The following is a 16,372-nucleotide window of genomic DNA, read 5'->3' as shown; positions in this document are numbered from 1 at the left end:
ACGTTTTTGGTGATTTACTGTTTCTCAAATGCCTTTTTTCACTTTATATGTTTGTTTTGATGCTCTCTTTAATTTTTTCTCTACGTAATTTACCTCTGTGACAGTTTGGGGTGCGGAATGTGGGTTACAAGATGCCGGACATGATAGTTTACTCGTAGCTAGAGTAGCAGATATGAACTATTTGCCTGGGGAATTGGAATCACTACTAGAGAAAAATTTGTAACTCTTAATTACTACCAATAGAATAGCAGGAAACAGGGAACAGAGTATTTTTTTGTTTACCTGGCAACTGCTATGTCATTTTCTAATGCTTTGAGAATTTTTAAATACAATTCTTCTACTTTTTGCGCTGCTAATTTACCACTAGCAGCATAGTGATCTAACCCGGGAGAACCATTTACTTCAATTAGCGTATAATCTGTCATTGGCATAGTAATATCATGGGTAAGTATATCTATTCCTGCTAATCTTAATCCTATATCTTTAGTAATATTAATTGCTAATTTTTGAAAGTCTGGATGAATAGTTTCCGAAAAATCTACAGCCTCACCTCCACTAGATAAATTAGCATTATCTAAAAGATAAACAATCTGATCATTAGGAATCACGCTATCCCAATTAAGATTTTGCGTTTTTAATTTTTTATCAATGCGGAAATCATCAACTTTAATACCGTTTTTTCTGCCGAGGCTAATAAATTTTTCCTGCTTTTGTTGTAGCAACTCTAAAACATTAGATATACCATTACCGACAACAAATAAGGGAATCCTTTGATAGGCAACAATCACTTCATTATCTAAAACAACAATTCTATAGTCATTACCAATATAAAATTTTTCTACAATCAATCCTGATTTAATTTGGAATATTTTATCAGCTACATCATAATATTCTGTCTGATTATATACTTTAGTAACTAATATTCCCTGACTAAGATTGAGAGGTTTAACAATTACAGGAAATCCCATGGACTCTGCATAATTAAATCCATCATCAATATTTCTGAGATTTGCTAATTTAGCGCATAATTTATCATTAAAAAAAGTTTTTCCCTCTGTAACTTTATATCCAAACTGCTTCAGAAAAAAATTACTATATGCTTTATCTTTAACTAACTCAGCTGCCCCAAAACCATTAATATCTAATTTGCTATGACTAAAAACTGACTTTTTGCCGTTTTTAAATGTAATATGTCCGACTAATTCATATTCTGGTTCAACTAAAACTATAGCCCCTATTTCCAATGCTACTTTTTTGATAATTGATGTAATTGACATTTTTATTTTTCCAGACTATCTCAGATTATAGGGAAAAAGTATAGCAACATTCGTAAATATTTGACAATCTAAAATCTCAAATAGTTGAAAATTGGTATAGCTTATAACCATGCAATCAATACTTATGGAAGTTTAAATACTAATTAAATCAGTATTTACTTCTTAGCAGCAAATAAAAGTAAATTTTGTTAAAAAATAAGTTGTTGCATCACGTATTGACAATTTTGAAAATATGTAATACCAAGGTGGCATCATCAATAAAAAGCGATGGTACATTCTTGGTTAAGACACAAAGTAACGCCCTTCACTCAAGTTCATACGCATAAAATAATCATGCCACAAAATACGGATTACAAAAACACCACTTCAGAACATCAAGCCATAGCTTACAGAAAAAGGCTGAATGGCTGGGCTATAGCCCGTGTCGTTACCGAACAGGAAAAAGTAATTGTTGCCAGATTCCGTAGTCGTTCAGATGCAGAAGGTTATATTCAGCACATACGCCAGTTAATTCTTGATGCTGATTTTGAGCTTTTCTTTGATTGTCAACGTGAAGAAGCTGTAATATAAATTCACTCAGTCCAGAGGTAAGAGGAACAGGTTTTCTTTTGGATTTTGAATTGTTTTGTCCTCTTATACCTTCAAGTGCCAATTTATGGGTCAGTTAGCAGCCCATTGTGTTTGAGTAAAGCCTTGGTACTGGGTTCTCGTCCCCGGAAGGTTTTAAAGACATCCATGGGATGCTGACTGCCACCTAATGCTAAAATTGTATCTCGATAGCGTCTACCAATATCATGAATTGCGGCCTCATCTTCCAAACCCGCTTCTTCAAAAGCAGCAAAAGCATCAGCACTAAGCACCTCAGCCCACTTATAGCTATAGTAACCCGCTGCATAACCACCTTCAAAAATATGACCGAAGGCACACAAAAACCCATCCTCTGGTAATGGTGGTAACACAGTTGTCAACTTAGCAATCCGATGTTGCACATCTGTGACAGTTTCTTGACCCTGGGGACAATAGCGGTGATGTAATTCCAAATCCACACTGCTGAAATATATCTGTCGCAACATAGCTGAACCACTCATGTAATTACGTGCCGCCAACAACTTTTGGTAATAATGTTCTGGTAATGGTTCACCTGTTTGATAATGTTTGGCCATACCCAATAAGGTCTGGCGGTCATAACACCAATTTTCCATAAATTGGCTTGGTAATTCTACTGCATCCCATTCAACATTATTAATACCTGCTGCCCCCAGATAATTTACCTTAGTCAGCATATGATGTAAACCATGTCCAAATTCATGAAATAATGTCTCAACTTCATCAAAAGCCATTAAACTAGGATTACCATCCACAGGGGGAGTTTGGTTACAAATCAAATAAGCGACAGGGAGACGGATAGTAGTTACAGCATTCTCTTTGATTTGTTTGCGGTGAATACAAGCATCCATCCAAGCACCACCACGTTTTTCAGCGGGACGACTGTAAGCATCTAAGTAAAAATAGGCAATGGTTTCACCATATTGATCAGCAATTTGGAAATAACGGACATCCTCATGCCATACTGGTGCTTGGCCGTCAGCAGAAGTTACCGTGACACCAAAAAGCCTTTTTACCAGCCCAAATAAACCATCTAGGACTTGAGGGAGGGGAAAATAGGGGCGTAACTCTTCAGCCGTAAAGGCAAATTTTTCCTCCTGTTGACGTTCAGCCCAAAAACTAATATCCCAGTGTTGCAAATTTTCTGCTTCTGCTGCTTTTTTATTCTTTGCAAAAGCTTTAAGTTTATCTAAATCTTTAACAGCAGCATTATAACTAGCTTGACGGAGTTCTTCTAAAAGTTTTTCTACGGAGGGAACATCCTGAGCCATTTTACTAGCCAAACTGAGTTCAGCAAAGGTTTCAAAGCCAATTAATTGAGCTAGTTCCTTTCTTAACTCTAAAATGCGGGTAATTAAGGGGTTATTATCTAATTCTCCAGAAGATGCTCGGGTAATATAAGCCTTATAGACTTTTTCCCGCAAATCCCGTCTGGTACTATGCTGCATAAAGGGGAAATAACTGGGAAAATCTAAAGTAATATGCCAAGGGCCATGTTCTGGTGTGCCATTTTCCTCTCCAGCAGCACGAGCAGCTTGGGCTGCAAGACTTAACAAGCTGCTCGGTAAGCCGTCAATGTCATCCAAGGTGGTGAGGATTAAAATAAAGCCTTTAGTGGCATCTAGGATATGATTAGCAAACCTAGTGGCTAGTTCTGCTAATTCCATCTGAATAGCATTAAAACGCTCTCTGTCTTCACCTTCTAAGCCGACACCTGACAATTCTGCATCCCGAATAGCCGCTTTGATAATTCTCTGTTGGGCTAAATCTAAAGTTTCCCAGGTATGACTATTACGAATTGCTTTGAAAGCATTATAAATAGGTTTACTTTGACCCAGGATATTTATAAACTGAACTACTTGTGGCTGTACCTTTTCATAAGCACTACGTAGTTCTGGACTATTTTTAACACCCATTAAATGATTGAGTATTCCCCAACTCCAATTTAGTCTTTCTGTCAATTTTTCTAAAGGTTCTATTAAACCAGTCCAAGTAGGCTGTATATTTGCCTCTAGGATAGTTAACTGCTTTTCAAGTTCTGCTAACAGGTAAGAAAAAGCTGGTTCGACTTGCTCCGGTTTAATATCCGCAAATGCCGGTAAACCAGAGCTTTGAAGTAAAGGATTTTGAGAAATAGTAGCAGTTGCACGCATGGTAGTGAATTAATAGCCGAGGAGTTAAATGGGGACAAAAATTGATTTTTCTTGCTTTATATGCTGACTTAGCAAGCATAAAAGTCAGCCTTTTTAGGAATAAGCCCAAATGGATACGCATGACTTTTACCGCGCTATTTTTGGCTTGAAAACATCTTCCAGGTAATCTATGTGATATAATGAACACAAGTCAAAAACGTGACGATAAACTTTCCCTTTACTAAAATTGCAAAACCAACATTGTAGCAATTTTTTTGCAAGTAATTACTTTTATTTTCTCTAATTCTGTAGTCATAATTCACCATAATCAATTTGCATCTTGAGTACATAATATGCGATATCTGAGCAAAAAAAATCTCATAAAGCTTGCTACGTATAAGAAATCAGCTATATGTTTGAATATTATCGCAAAATATTCTCTCTTTTACCTGTTAAGAGTTCCCTGTTCCCTTTTACTGAATGGTAATTTACCATAATAAGTACCGAAGAGCCATCAATTTTAACGAGTGAATAAAGTTATGAAATTTTTGCTTTCTGTTTTACTAACACCTGCAATAGTATTATTGAGTTCTAGTCATGTATTAGCAGCAATTAGAACTCAAACAATCGAATATAAGCAAGGGAATACTTTATTAGAAGGATATCTTGCTTATGATGATGTCGTTAAAGTTAAGCGTCCTGGTGTGTTAGTGGTTCATGAATGGAATGGTTTACAGTCTTACATAAAAAAACGGACTCAACAGTTAGCTAAATTAGGATATGTAGCTTTTGCAGTAGATATTTATGGTAAAGGAATTAGACCAAAAAACCCAGAAGAATCAGCTAAACAAGCAAATATTTATCGTCAAGATCGCAAATTACTCCGCGCAAGAGCAAAAGCTGGGTTACAGGTTCTACAAAAGTATCCTTTAACAGATTCTCAACGTATTGCTGCTATTGGTTATTGCTTTGGTGGTGGTACAGTATTGGAATTAGCTCGAAGTGGTGTTAATATTGCGGGTGTAGTTAGTTTTCATGGTAATCTTGACACTCCCGATATTAATGATGTTAAAAATATCAAAGCTAAAGTATTAGTATTACATGGTGCTGATGATCCTTTTGTTCCAGAACAGCAAGTACAAGCTTTTGAAAAAGAAATGCGTCTAGGTAATGTTAACTGGCAGTTAATATTCTATGGTGGTGCGCTTCATTCTTTCACTAACCCAGAAGCCCAGAATAATCCCAAAGGTGCTATTTATAATGCAATTGCAGATCAGCGTTCTTGGCAAGCAATGAAGCAGTTTTTTGTAGAAATATTTGCTAAATAGCTAAATAATATAACAATAGTCAGAAAATATTTCCCTATTCCCTATTCCCTTAAAATCATGTCTAACCTACCACCCTTGAATACAGAAACAATTTGGGCAATCATTAATGATACAATTAATGATGCTACCGTAAACCAATTAGTATGGTATTACTTAGGTTATCGCTATGATACCACAACAGAAACCTATGATCATAGTCAAGTAGAGACGACATGGAGAGACGAATATCCCCAACCACCGGATTTTATAGATTCTCGTCCAGCAATTATGAAATTAACTCGTTCTATTCCTCCTGAAAATAAACAGCTACTTAAAGAAAAATTAGGTTTTAAAGGTTACAAAATTGGTGAATTTGGTCCGCGACAAACTCGCAGAGCCACCTCCGCAAATTGGTTATTAAGTTATATGTTAATCACCAGTGGGAAAATTGAGTAAAATTACTAAACAGCGTCTACCTTGAAAACCAATTTCTTGGTAATAATCTATACATAATTATCAAGCTTATAAATGTATCTATCTTCATCTGCGTTTATCTACGTTTATCTGTGGTTAATTACTTCTGATTTCGGTTTAGGTATTGAATTATCTTTTTGCAGCTAATGTTATGGAAATAACACAGACTTATATTGTATTTTTGAAAAAAGCTGTGTATATTAATATATATCAACCCTTGCACATAATAATCCTACCTGAATTTGTGCAACTTGTTTTTTGTTAACTAACTAATTTAGACTTAAAGAGAATAAAAAACAGTGTCACATAAGTTTTAGGATTGCTAACGTATAACACAAATCAAGAGATTTCTGCTATGATCCACAAATTAATTAACACTAACATTAAGAGTTCTCATGTTTTGCTAACTCCTAATGAAGTCAAGGAAAAATTACCTTTAACTAAAACCGCTGAAAATACAATTTTAAAATTCAGACAAGAAATAGAACATATTCTAGATTTCCAAGATAGACGAAAATTCATTGTTGTTGGTCCTTGTTCAATTCATGATCCTAAAGCAGCCATAGAATATGGGGAAAAATTACTAGATTTAGCGAAAAAAGTTGAGGATAAACTGCTATTAATTATGCGAGTTTATTTTGAAAAACCGAGAACTACCGTAGGTTGGAAAGGACTAATTAATGATCCGGAAATGGATGATTCTTTCAATGTAGAAAAGGGGATATTAATTGCTAGAAGTTTATTGTTAAAGTTGACAGAGTTAGGATTACCAACTGCCACGGAAGCACTTGATCCGATTATTCCTCAATATATCAGTGAATTGGTATCTTGGTCTGCAATTGGCGCGAGAACAACTGAATCACAAACACATCGAGAAATGGCTAGTGGTTTATCTATGCCGGTGGGTTTTAAAAATGGTACTGACGGGAATATTCAAGTAGCTGTAAATGCACTCAAATCAGCAAGAACGCCCCATAATTTTCTAGGTATTAATCAAAAGGGACAAGTGAGTGTATTTCAAACTAGGGGAAATGCTCATGGCCATGTAATTTTGCGTGGTGGAACTCAGCCTAATTTTGATGCAGAGAACATTAAATTAGTGGAAGAACAATTAAAAGCTGCTAAATTATCACCAAGAATAGTTGTTGATTGTAGTCATGGTAATACTAATAAAGATTACAGGTTACAATCGATGGTGTTTGAAAATATTATTCAGCAAATATTAGATGGTAATAGTTCCATTGTGGGAATGATGCTAGAATCGAATTTGTATGAAGGTAGTCAACCGATTACAGGAAATCGTGAAGATTTAAAATATGGTGTTTCCGTAACTGATAAATGTATTAATTGGGAAGAAACAGAAAGAATTATTTTGGCTGCTCACGCCAAATTGACTTAAATCTACAGCGGTTTTCATGTATTTATACCACAGATGAATGGAATAAATCTATTACCAATAGACATCTGGTGAGAATCAAATGTGGCTAACCTGAAACTATTATAGGGATAATTCATCAATTGTCCCTAGATTTTTTCTCACGCCATGTCTAGTAGTAGTACAAAATAAATTTCATATTCTAACAATAATGTTTACTGATAAATAAACAATAACGATTGTCATCTGTTAGTTTATAAGATAGTTTGTCGGCAATGGAGGACATTATTTGCAATCCCCGTCCTCGTTCTTGATCATTATCCTCTAATGCTGAAGTTATTTGCAATTGCTTTTCTAACTCAAAAGGTTCTCCCCAAGACCATATCCGAATTTCTATATCTTCTTCGAGTCTAATAACTTCTAATTCAATCGGAGTTTCTCTGGGCAATTTTTTGTGGGCGTGTTCTACAATATTAATAAATCCTTCTACTAGTAGTGTTTGTAATTCCCACCAAATTGTTTGATTATTAAATGGGGGCTGGTTGATTTGCTCCAGCCAGGATAAAACTTCACTTGTAGCATTAATATCTGTATCGGTTTTTAGGTAGATTTTATGATTCATTGGTCAATCCATAGAATATTTGACTATGAGTGTATTTTCAAAATGTGAAAAATGTAAATCCTTAGACAAGATTTAATGTAGAGTAATTAATAAGTAATTATTCAAACTGTTTAATGGTCAAAATGTTTAAAATCCTCGTCATTGATGATGATCCTATCTTACGAATGGTTTTGAAAAAAACGCTGAAAACCCAGGGCTATGATGTTACCATAGCGGCTAATGGCGAAGAGGGAATAATAGAAGCCAAAAAATTATGTCCCGCTCTCATTATCTGTGATTGGGTAATGTCTGGGATAGATGGTTTACAAGTATGTCGTCAGATTAAGTCAGATCCCGAATTAGCTACAACTTTTTTTATTCTTCTGACTGCAAAAGGAGCTTCTTTAGGAGAGGAAGATGATCGTGTCAGAGGATTGGACGCAGGAGCAGATGAATTTATCTCTAAACCCATTGAGATGAATGAATTAAAAGCACGGGTAAGAGCAGGATTAAGGCTACATCAATTAAGTCGAGATTTGCAGCATCAAAAGCAAATTTTAGAGCAGTTAAATCAAGATTTACAGCATCAAAAGCAAGTTTTAGAAACTGAACTAGCTGAAGCTGCTGATTATGTGCGATCGCTGTTACCATTACCACTTGTAGGATATGTTACCATAGAATCTTTATTTGTACCTTCAGCACAGTTGGGTGGGGATTGTTTTGATTACTATTGGATTGATGATGAGCATTTGGCAATTTATCTATTAGATGTCTCTGGTCATGGTGTAGGATCGGCTTTGCTATCTGTATCTGTATTGAATATCTTGCGATCACAGTCTCTACCAAATACTAATTTTTGTCAACCAGCAGAAGTTCTCAAGGCGCTCAATGAAAGTTTTCAAATGAGTAAACATGGCAATAAATACTTTACCATTTTGTACTGTGTTTTTAATCGTGTTAATCATCAGCTAGTTTATGGCAATGCTGGACACCCACCAGCTGTAGTAATATTTGGAAATGATCCCTCCAGCATTAAGGTTATAAAACTAGAATCTCTAGATTTACCCATTGGCTTTTTACAAGATATCAGTTTTGAAACTGCTATTTTGGAAGTTGCAGAAAACAGCACTTTATATATTTTTAGTGATGGTGCTTACGAACTGCTGCAACCAGGGGGACAAATTTGGGGTTTCGACTCCTTCGTTAATTTATTGCTCACCCATAATCAGACAAATAACAATCATATTAATCAACTCTTACCTGAGATTATAAATATCAGCGGCAACGAAAATTTTGATGATGATTTGTCTTTACTACGAGTTAATTTTAGTGGCTGTCAAAATCCCTAAGATGTTAACTTTTATTAAGGGTGTTTGAAAAGTTTTCGGAGATTATAAATCCCTACTACACAAACAAAGACCACCTGGGTAGACTAAGAAAAAATTAAGGGTTTGAAACATATGTGTGCAACTAGACTTGTCTATTCATCCTGATAAGATTGGGAAAAACCGGATATGTACAAGTTTAGAATTGCTAAAACTTCACCTAGAGAATCAAACGATTAAGCATTTTCTAGTTCTAATACTTTGCTGTCAAACACTTCTCTATTACTTAATATGTTCAAAACTCGATTGATTTTCGTTAATTCAAATAACATTTTGACTTGATCATTAATCGAACATACAAATAGTTCTCCTTTAGCATTTCTAACACTTTGCATTGCTCCCACTAAAGCACCTAAACCAGAACTATCAATAAACGTCACCTTTGACATATCAATCAATAGCATATTAACTCCATTATTAATGATATCAGTAATTTGACGACGTAATTCATTACCGGAGGTGGCGTTTAAAATTCCTGATGGTTCAAAGACGTGAATTTTAGAAGTCATAAATTATCTTCCTTTCTGTGTTAGTTTGTAAATTTGCCATTGGAAAATCGTCATATCTATTGAAAATTATACTACTATTTAAGGCATTTTGTATAACTTTAAAAAATAGATTTACAAGCAATAAGGACTTTCATTAACTTTGCCCACGGGGTGAGGAGGTGAGGGGTGAGGTTGTATACAATTCTGTTGAAACACCCTCTTAGAGGTAATTCATGAATTACCTCTACTTTCCTTGTATTTTGTGTAAGTCCTGTGGTTGCCAAACAGCAGCGCTGATAATTGCCCAAAGTAGAGATAAAATATATATACCCCATAATGTGTTGATCAAATAAACCCAAGGAGTTTCTAACTGACCAATAGCGAAACGATATACACTCCATATTATACCTAAAATTATTAAAATAAACACAGTTAGTTGTGGCCAGATTAGCTGGAGATAGATTCCTGATTGTCGCTGCTTAGGTGTAACCTGAAATTTAATAGGTTGTCCGGTTAATACACTCCATGCAGATTGAATGAATAGGGGAAATAAAGAGATAGAATATTGTTCTGAACGCCATAATTCCGCAGCATTAATTCCCCAACCAGCGGCTAAAAAAGTCAACCTATTAATTATAAAAGCTGGAAGAAAATGGATAGTAAAATCAAAGCCATAAGTTTTCACGGGGATAGTTCCCGTAAAAAAATAGATAATGGGACAAGCAATAAAAATCAAAGTTGCAAACCCAGAAAAATAACTATATGTTGTCTTAAAATAGTGTAATCTTTGCCAAAATGTCAGTCCTGGTTTGGTGAGAGGATTTTCTCTCATTAACACTTGAATTGTGCCTTGAGACCAGCGCATTCGCTGTTTGAGGGTAGAACTTAAATCATCAGGAGCAAGTCCTTCTGCTAATAATTCATGATGATAAATTGATTTCCACCCAGAACTATGCAACCGCATGGCTGTATTCATATCTTCGGTAATACTATTGCTAGAAACACCACCAATTAATTCAAATTCATCTAATTTTTTGCCATCTTTGACAAATTCATCTGCAAAATATTGTAAACCCACACTAACCAATGCTTCTCTTCTGAGGACTGCATTTGTACCTGTGTAGAAAGCTGAATTCATGCCATCTTTACCTTGTTGAATGGGTCCATAAAATAAATTGGCTCGATGTCCAAAGGGGTCTCCAGGGGGAATATTATAAAAATCTTGGGGAGTTTGTACAAATGCAATGCGGTTTGACTCATATTTTCCTGAATACAAATTATAGGTATAGAAATATGGCAAAACTCGCTTTAAAAATGCTGGTTTAGGAATATGATCTGCATCTAAAGTCAGAATAAAATCCCCTGTGGTTTCTCCAGAAAAAATGGCGTAATTGAGATTACCTGCTTTAGCATGATGAGGTACTCCTGGTTGTTTAGGACGGGCAATATACCGTAACCTAACGAGTTGCACAAGTTCTAATTCTTTTTGACGAATTGCTAATTCTAATGCCCTGCGTTCATGATTGAGATGTTCATATATAGTTGATTTACTGCCATGATGACTCTTTTGATGTTGAGGATTTAACCAGAGAATAAACTGTTGTAAACTGTGGACAAATCTAGCGGGAATATCCTCGAAAGTATTTTCTGATTTAGAAGATGATTTTTGCAGCCATTCTTCAGCAGCTTTTACGTCAGGTGCTAGATTTTCTAGTTGCTCAATTCGTTGATTTAAAGTAGATAATTCCGCGTCAATTCGATTAGCTTCCTGTTGTAATAATGGTGACTGTAAATCCTCTAGAGCTAATCTTTCTGACATGGCTCGCATTTGTTCAGAATTACCATCATCTAATACATATACACGCAGCTTTGTGGTTGGATAATCTATTGCTAAAGCTGCTCTAGCAGTTTCTTCCACCATTTCTGATGGCTCATTATAGCAGGTTATAAACACATCTACATTTGCCCAATCAGAGCTAGGAAGGGGTGGGCTTAACTGGTGAAGTGACTTAACTTGTCGGACTATAGGCCGCCATAGTCCAATGACAAACATAACTCCCCCGAAATAGCTGTAAATTTCCGCCAGCAATAAAGGAATAGACAACCATAGAGCATCAAAGTTGATAGAATGAGTTATCCGCCATTGTAAATACCAAGCCCCCAAAATTAAGTTTATTTCCGCTAAATACCGAAAAAGTAGGGTTCTTTTTTTCAGTGTTGAACGGCTATTACCGGAAAAATTAGCTGCATCATAGCTAGAGGACGCTGAGTTCATTTTGCTACCAAAAATAAAATTTAGATTAGTCAATTAGCGGTTGTTTGTTTCTCTAGGAGTCCCGTATTTGATTTTTGATTGGACTATTCCCATGGTGGGCTATAGCCACCCTATAGTCCTTGATATTTTTTAGACATCATTTAAAATTCCTGTAGCTTGGTAAAGTAGAGTTGTTATTTAATGTATCAGATTTTTGGTGTCATTTCTAACGATAGCGAAATGATTCTCTCTTCTCTAGCACTTTAGTCCCCTGAATGGTTCTCAAATTTTATTTGTAAATGATACAGCAACACCGTCACTACAAACTATTAAGATGGATTGCATTGTTCCTAAGTGGGGCATTTCTGCAATTTTTGTTCTGTGTGCCTACAGCATCTTTAGCACAAAATTCTACTCCTAATGGCTGTAGTCAAATTTCAGTGCCTCTGACACCAGAGGAACAGACTTACGCTCGTGCAGCTTGGCAGTATTTTGTCAATAACTATCAAGCAAATACAGGGTTTACTAATTCTACTGGTGGTTATCCTTCTGGTACTCTCTGGGACATTGGTAATTACCTAATGGCTTTGAATGCAGCGCGGTGGATGAATTTGATTAACCAGTCGGAATTTGATTCGCGCTTTAACAAATTTCTTACCAATTTTGCTAATCTTAGTTTATTTGAAAACGCTTTACCAAATAAGGTATATAATGCTGCTAATGGAAAAATGACTGATTATGGTAATAAACCTCTAGAAAAGGGTCTGGGTTGGTCTGCTTTGGATATTGGTCGCATATTGGCTGCTTTTCATATTATTGGCACTTGTCATCCTCAGTATAAAAATTGGCTAAAGGGAGTTCTCAGTAAGTGGCAGTTAGCAAGATCACTGAAAGATGACCAACTTTACGGAGCGCTTGTCTTACCTAATGGTAAAACATTGTTGGTACAAGAAGGGCGACTTGGTTATGAGGAATATGCTGTTAGGGGTTATGAACTATGGGGATTTAAAGCACCCAAAGCGGCGGCTTTAGAGCCTTTCAAACTTGTAGATATTAACGGTGTGAAAATTCCTGTTGATACCCGTGATTTTCAAAGCACTAATGCTAATAATTATGTAGTGAGTGAATCTTATATTCTTGATGGTATTGAATTTGGCTTAGAAGGTTATTTAAAAAAATATGCTGCTGACATTTTAGAAGTACAAAAGCGACGCTTTGAATCTACGGGACAACTAACTGCTGTTTCTGAGGACAACATTGATCAACCTCCTTATTTTCTCTACAATACTATATACTCCAATGGAGTTGCTTGGGCGACAATTACGGAGAAAAATAAGTCCTATACAGAGTTGCGGAATATTAGCACTAAAGCTGCCTTTGGCTGGCGCTATCTTTACCCAGGTAATGCTTATGCTCAAAAGGTTTTTGATGCGGTTAAGGATTTACGTGATCCTAAAGGTGGTGGATTCTACGCTGGACTGTATGAAGAAACAAAAAAACCTAATAAATCCTTGACAGGTAATACTAATGGCCTGATCATGGAGATTTTATATTATAAGGCTAGAGGAAATCGTCCCTTGATTGGTGGTAGTGGGGTGAGTTTTGCAAAAATACCGTCTGGTGATTCTAAACCCCCAGATTCTAAACCCCCAGATTCTAAACCCTCAGATTCTAAACCCTCAGATTCTCAACCCTCAAATTCTCAACCCTCAAATTCTCAACCCTCAAATTCTCAACCCTCAGATTCTAAACCACCTGCTGCAAATTCCCCAACTCCAGCCCAAAATCCTATTCCCATAAATGTTACACCTGCCCAGACTAATACAGCGACTAACCCACCACCGCTGATAGTTAAACCTATTCCATCATTGGGTGTCCCGCAGCCAGCTAAACCATTACCTAAACCTTTAACAGTTGTGCAAAGACGTTACGCTCAAGCGGCCTGGAACTATTTCTCTGCTAATTCTCAGCCTACAACAGGATTGGTGAGCGATCGCTCTGATGTTAAGGGTTCAACATTGTGGGGATTAGGAGATTATCTAACAGCGCTCAATGCAGCATGGGCAATGGATATAATTTCTCCCAAGGAATTTGATCAGCGCATTCGACAGTTGTTGGCTGCTTTAGCGCAGATACCGCTGTATGCGGGGGAATTACCGAGTCGGGGTTATGATCCGCGAACATTGCAACCAGTAGATTATGGTGGTAATCCAGTTCCTGAAGGTACTGGTTGGTCGTCTTTGGATGTGGGAAGACTATTAGCAGCCCTTTATAATTTAAAAACAGATCATCCCGAATACACGGAAGTTGTTGATCAAATTGCTCTCGATTGGTCATACTTGCGGGTTGTGCGGGAAGGTATTCTTTCTAGTGCTAATGTCACCAAAGATAAAAGTGGGCGGTTAGTCCCGAGAATTAATCCTGAAACCCGTTTGGGTTATGAAGAATATGCTGCTAGAGGTTTTCAATTGTGGGGGTTTAATGTTGATAAATCTGCTGTGGGTGGTGAATATAAAACAACATCAGTGGAGGGGGTAGAAGTTCCCATTGAACGGCTTCGTAAAGATACAAAATCAAAGGTTAATCAATATACCGTTAGTAATCCTTTCCTGCTGTATGCTCTAGAGTTTGGTTTAGATCCAAAAATGCGATCGCTCTTTACGGCAGTCTATCAAGCTCAAGCCCAACGCTACCGTAATACTGAGACTCTGACTGCCTCAGCTACTACTCTCATTGAGCGTCAACCTTACACTGTCCACAGTTCAATTATTGGTCAAAATCAGCCTTGGGTAGCCTTAGATGATGATGGTAAACTACTACCAGAGGGAAGATTAGTCAGTTCGGCTGTGGCATTTGCCTATTATGCCTTACTGCCTAAGGATAGCTATACTCAGGAATTAATCAAGGCAACAACGGACTTATATAACCCTTTGCTGGGCTTTTATGAAGGTTTTTATGAAAAAACAGGTAAAACTGCTCTTGGTTCTACTAGTAGCACTAACAGTATGATTCTACAATCTTTACTGTACACGGCAACAAAGCAACAACCCCTCCTCCGTCCTAATACGGATATGAAATCACCCTGGTGGCAAGCAGTGGCCGATGGTAATTCTGGTCGGGGTCTACCGAATACTACTACTCCAAAAACACAATTTGTGAGTAATGGCACTGAACATTACTGGATTACTGTCAAAGATGGCACGAATTAACTTTTGCATGGTTAGATACTTGAGGTTAGAATTACTTTATTCTTGTCGCTATGAAAGAGGAGATAAATGATCATGCGTCTACCAGATGAACCTGATATACCAGCCCAAATTAATATTGTACCGATGATTGATGTCATTTTTGCGATTTTGACATTTTTCATTATGTCAACTTTATTTCTAAATCGTTCCGAAGGATTACCAGTTAATTTACCCAAAGCTGGCACCGCCAAAACCCAATCATCAGCCACACCCATTACTGTTACAATAGACTCAGCAGGGGATGTAAGTTTAAACCGTCAGCCTGTGACCCTAGATACTTTACCAACCAGGGTACAACAATTAAAGGGAAAAAATACAGAAGTAGTTGTAATTATTAACGCTGATCAAAGTGCCACTCATGGTCAAGTTGTGGTAGTTATGGATAAAGTGCGTCAGGTACAAGGGGCAAAATTAGCGATCGCTACTCAAAAACCCTAACCATTGAGTTATTAATTACTAGAGGTATTCTACTTAACCTGTGATTTTTGCTTTTGATTTGTGAAATGTAAAAAATAACCGCCACTTTTAAGGAGGATAGACTATGACTATTTGGGTAAATGAGCAAATTGATCCTTCTGGGATGATTCATGCCTGTATTGCCTGTTGTAACGAGTCTCAGGCACTTGATTGTCATCAGTCATTTAAGAATAATTTAACCGCAGTACAAACAGCAGCAGGCTGGATTGCCAAATTACGGACAGTGAAATCTTGGGACGATGTGCCAGTTAATGCCTTAAAACTTGATTAATCTGGAGAAATCGCCTCTGGTTTGAAAATTGTAAATTCATCGTTCTTTATCTGCGTTTATCTGTGTTTAATCATTAAACATCTCCTAATACTTTTCGATTAATCCTAAAACTCTTTTTTTTGATCAACCACTCTAGAGAACTGTTTTGAGTCTTTGCTAATCAAGATTGTCGGGAGATACACAACTAACGTAGTTAAACCTTGGTCAAACAGTGTCAATTGCTGATAATTCGCTCTCTGATTGACCTGACTTCAGGTTCTAGAGTCTAGGGCTTATCCTTGCCCGTTATCGCTTCGGTTTCCATTAAGGAATCCCGAAACTTCTGACTTCTTTCTAACAAGATTTTCTTTACATCGGAATGTTTCATATATCGAGTGATTTCAACATCACTCATTCTTGCTAGAATATTGTCAGCAGCATTAGTATCTGAGTGCATTACGACCCCATCATGTCCGGTAAACTTGTCACCATTTCTAC

General features: G+C 36.7%; 14 protein-coding genes and 1 pseudogene. 9 read left to right on the top strand and 6 right to left on the bottom strand.

The genetic code is table 11. From position 1 onward, the window contains the following. The first annotated feature begins 97 nt into the window (after positions 1-97). A complete protein-coding gene (locus FFO06_RS22390; protein WP_268904644.1) occupies positions 98-223 on the top strand; it encodes a hypothetical protein in 126 nt (41 codons plus the stop codon). Between the two features lie 55 nt (positions 224-278). Here FFO06_RS22390 and FFO06_RS19380 read toward each other — a convergent pair whose 3' ends face one another. Continuing rightward, the gene (locus FFO06_RS19380) at positions 279-1,277 is read right to left on the bottom strand and encodes a cyanophycin synthetase (protein WP_137909495.1); all 999 of its coding nucleotides are present in this window, start codon (positions 1,275-1,277) and stop codon (positions 279-281) included. Positions 1,278-1,610: 333 nt separating this feature from the next. On the opposite strand from FFO06_RS19380, the gene FFO06_RS19375 reads away from it, so the two are divergent. Continuing rightward, a complete protein-coding gene (locus FFO06_RS19375; protein WP_137909494.1) occupies positions 1,611-1,847 on the top strand; it encodes a hypothetical protein in 237 nt (78 codons plus the stop codon). Between the two features lie 83 nt (positions 1,848-1,930). On the opposite strand, the gene FFO06_RS19370 is transcribed toward FFO06_RS19375, so the two are convergent. Then, complete coding sequence (locus FFO06_RS19370) at positions 1,931-4,036, bottom strand: M3 family metallopeptidase (RefSeq protein ID WP_137909493.1); 2,106 nt, start codon at positions 4,034-4,036, stop codon at positions 1,931-1,933. Positions 4,037-4,554: 518 nt separating this feature from the next. On the opposite strand from FFO06_RS19370, the gene FFO06_RS19365 reads away from it, so the two are divergent. The 3 genes from FFO06_RS19365 to FFO06_RS19355 all read left to right on the top strand — a co-directional run bounded on the left by FFO06_RS19365 (position 4,555) and on the right by FFO06_RS19355 (position 7,195). Further along, complete coding sequence (locus tag FFO06_RS19365) at positions 4,555-5,343, top strand: dienelactone hydrolase family protein (protein WP_137909492.1); 789 nt, start codon at positions 4,555-4,557, stop codon at positions 5,341-5,343. A 57-nt stretch (positions 5,344-5,400) separates the two neighbouring features. Next, positions 5,401-5,778, top strand: coding sequence for a DUF1823 family protein (locus FFO06_RS19360; RefSeq protein ID WP_137909491.1), 378 nt, complete (start codon positions 5,401-5,403; stop codon positions 5,776-5,778). A 373-nt stretch (positions 5,779-6,151) separates the two neighbouring features. Continuing rightward, positions 6,152-7,195 carry a 3-deoxy-7-phosphoheptulonate synthase gene (locus FFO06_RS19355; RefSeq protein WP_028091296.1) on the top strand — a complete coding sequence of 348 codons (1,044 nt, stop codon included), beginning with the start codon at positions 6,152-6,154 and terminating at the stop codon, positions 7,193-7,195. A gap of 178 nt (positions 7,196-7,373) precedes the next feature. On the opposite strand, the gene FFO06_RS19350 is transcribed toward FFO06_RS19355, so the two are convergent. Further along, the gene (locus tag FFO06_RS19350) at positions 7,374-7,793 is read right to left on the bottom strand and encodes an ATP-binding protein (RefSeq protein ID WP_137909490.1); all 420 of its coding nucleotides are present in this window, start codon (positions 7,791-7,793) and stop codon (positions 7,374-7,376) included. Positions 7,794-7,915: 122 nt separating this feature from the next. Between FFO06_RS19350 and FFO06_RS19345 the strand changes: the two genes are divergently transcribed. After that, the gene (locus FFO06_RS19345; protein ID WP_137909489.1) at positions 7,916-9,121 is read left to right on the top strand and encodes a SpoIIE family protein phosphatase; all 1,206 of its coding nucleotides are present in this window, start codon (positions 7,916-7,918) and stop codon (positions 9,119-9,121) included. Positions 9,122-9,333: 212 nt separating this feature from the next. On the opposite strand, the gene FFO06_RS19340 is transcribed toward FFO06_RS19345, so the two are convergent. Continuing rightward, positions 9,334-9,666, bottom strand: a complete 333-nt coding sequence (locus FFO06_RS19340; RefSeq protein ID WP_137909488.1) for an STAS domain-containing protein — start codon at positions 9,664-9,666, stop codon at positions 9,334-9,336. Positions 9,667-9,889: 223 nt separating this feature from the next. Beyond that, positions 9,890-11,920 carry a glycosyltransferase gene (locus FFO06_RS19335; RefSeq protein ID WP_137909487.1) on the bottom strand — a complete coding sequence of 677 codons (2,031 nt, stop codon included), beginning with the start codon at positions 11,918-11,920 and terminating at the stop codon, positions 9,890-9,892. 362 nt (positions 11,921-12,282) lie between these two features. Here FFO06_RS19335 and FFO06_RS19330 point away from each other — a divergent pair, with 362 nt between their 5' ends. The 3 genes from FFO06_RS19330 to FFO06_RS19320 all read left to right on the top strand — a co-directional run bounded on the left by FFO06_RS19330 (position 12,283) and on the right by FFO06_RS19320 (position 15,895). Then, complete coding sequence (locus FFO06_RS19330; protein ID WP_306420260.1) at positions 12,283-15,108, top strand: DUF3131 domain-containing protein; 2,826 nt, start codon at positions 12,283-12,285, stop codon at positions 15,106-15,108. Positions 15,109-15,180: 72 nt separating this feature from the next. Further along, complete coding sequence (locus FFO06_RS19325) at positions 15,181-15,585, top strand: ExbD/TolR family protein (RefSeq protein WP_137909485.1); 405 nt, start codon at positions 15,181-15,183, stop codon at positions 15,583-15,585. A 103-nt stretch (positions 15,586-15,688) separates the two neighbouring features. After that, positions 15,689-15,895: a hypothetical protein gene (locus FFO06_RS19320; RefSeq protein WP_028082131.1), complete on the top strand. Its 207-nt coding sequence runs from the start codon at positions 15,689-15,691 to the stop codon at positions 15,893-15,895. A gap of 265 nt (positions 15,896-16,160) precedes the next feature. On the opposite strand, the pseudogene FFO06_RS19315 reads toward FFO06_RS19320, so the two are convergent. After that, positions 16,161-16,372: pseudogene (locus tag FFO06_RS19315) on the bottom strand (addiction module component); the annotation flags it as partial.

The sequence above is a fragment of the Dolichospermum planctonicum genome (genome assembly GCF_005402965.1).
Taxonomy (GTDB): domain Bacteria; phylum Cyanobacteriota; class Cyanobacteriia; order Cyanobacteriales; family Nostocaceae; genus Dolichospermum; species Dolichospermum planctonicum.
This window is presented reverse-complemented; position numbering and strand designations above follow the sequence as displayed.

Coding starts and splice junctions, on each gene's coding strand:
- FFO06_RS19370 (WP_137909493.1), bottom strand. CDS start 4,036: ATGCGTGCAACTGCTACTATTTCTCAAAATCCTTTACTTCAAAGCTCT.
- FFO06_RS19335 (WP_137909487.1), bottom strand. CDS start 11,920: ATGAACTCAGCGTCCTCTAGCTATGATGCAGCTAATTTTTCCGGTAAT.
- FFO06_RS19375 (WP_137909494.1), top strand. CDS start 1,611: ATGCCACAAAATACGGATTACAAAAACACCACTTCAGAACATCAAGCC.
- FFO06_RS19320 (WP_028082131.1), top strand. CDS start 15,689: ATGACTATTTGGGTAAATGAGCAAATTGATCCTTCTGGGATGATTCAT.
- FFO06_RS19355 (WP_028091296.1), top strand. CDS start 6,152: ATGATCCACAAATTAATTAACACTAACATTAAGAGTTCTCATGTTTTG.
- FFO06_RS19345 (WP_137909489.1), top strand. CDS start 7,916: ATGTTTAAAATCCTCGTCATTGATGATGATCCTATCTTACGAATGGTT.
- FFO06_RS19380 (WP_137909495.1), bottom strand. CDS start 1,277: ATGTCAATTACATCAATTATCAAAAAAGTAGCATTGGAAATAGGGGCT.
- FFO06_RS19360 (WP_137909491.1), top strand. CDS start 5,401: ATGTCTAACCTACCACCCTTGAATACAGAAACAATTTGGGCAATCATT.
- FFO06_RS19365 (WP_137909492.1), top strand. CDS start 4,555: ATGAAATTTTTGCTTTCTGTTTTACTAACACCTGCAATAGTATTATTG.
- FFO06_RS19350 (WP_137909490.1), bottom strand. CDS start 7,793: ATGAATCATAAAATCTACCTAAAAACCGATACAGATATTAATGCTACA.
- FFO06_RS19340 (WP_137909488.1), bottom strand. CDS start 9,666: ATGACTTCTAAAATTCACGTCTTTGAACCATCAGGAATTTTAAACGCC.
- FFO06_RS19325 (WP_137909485.1), top strand. CDS start 15,181: ATGCGTCTACCAGATGAACCTGATATACCAGCCCAAATTAATATTGTA.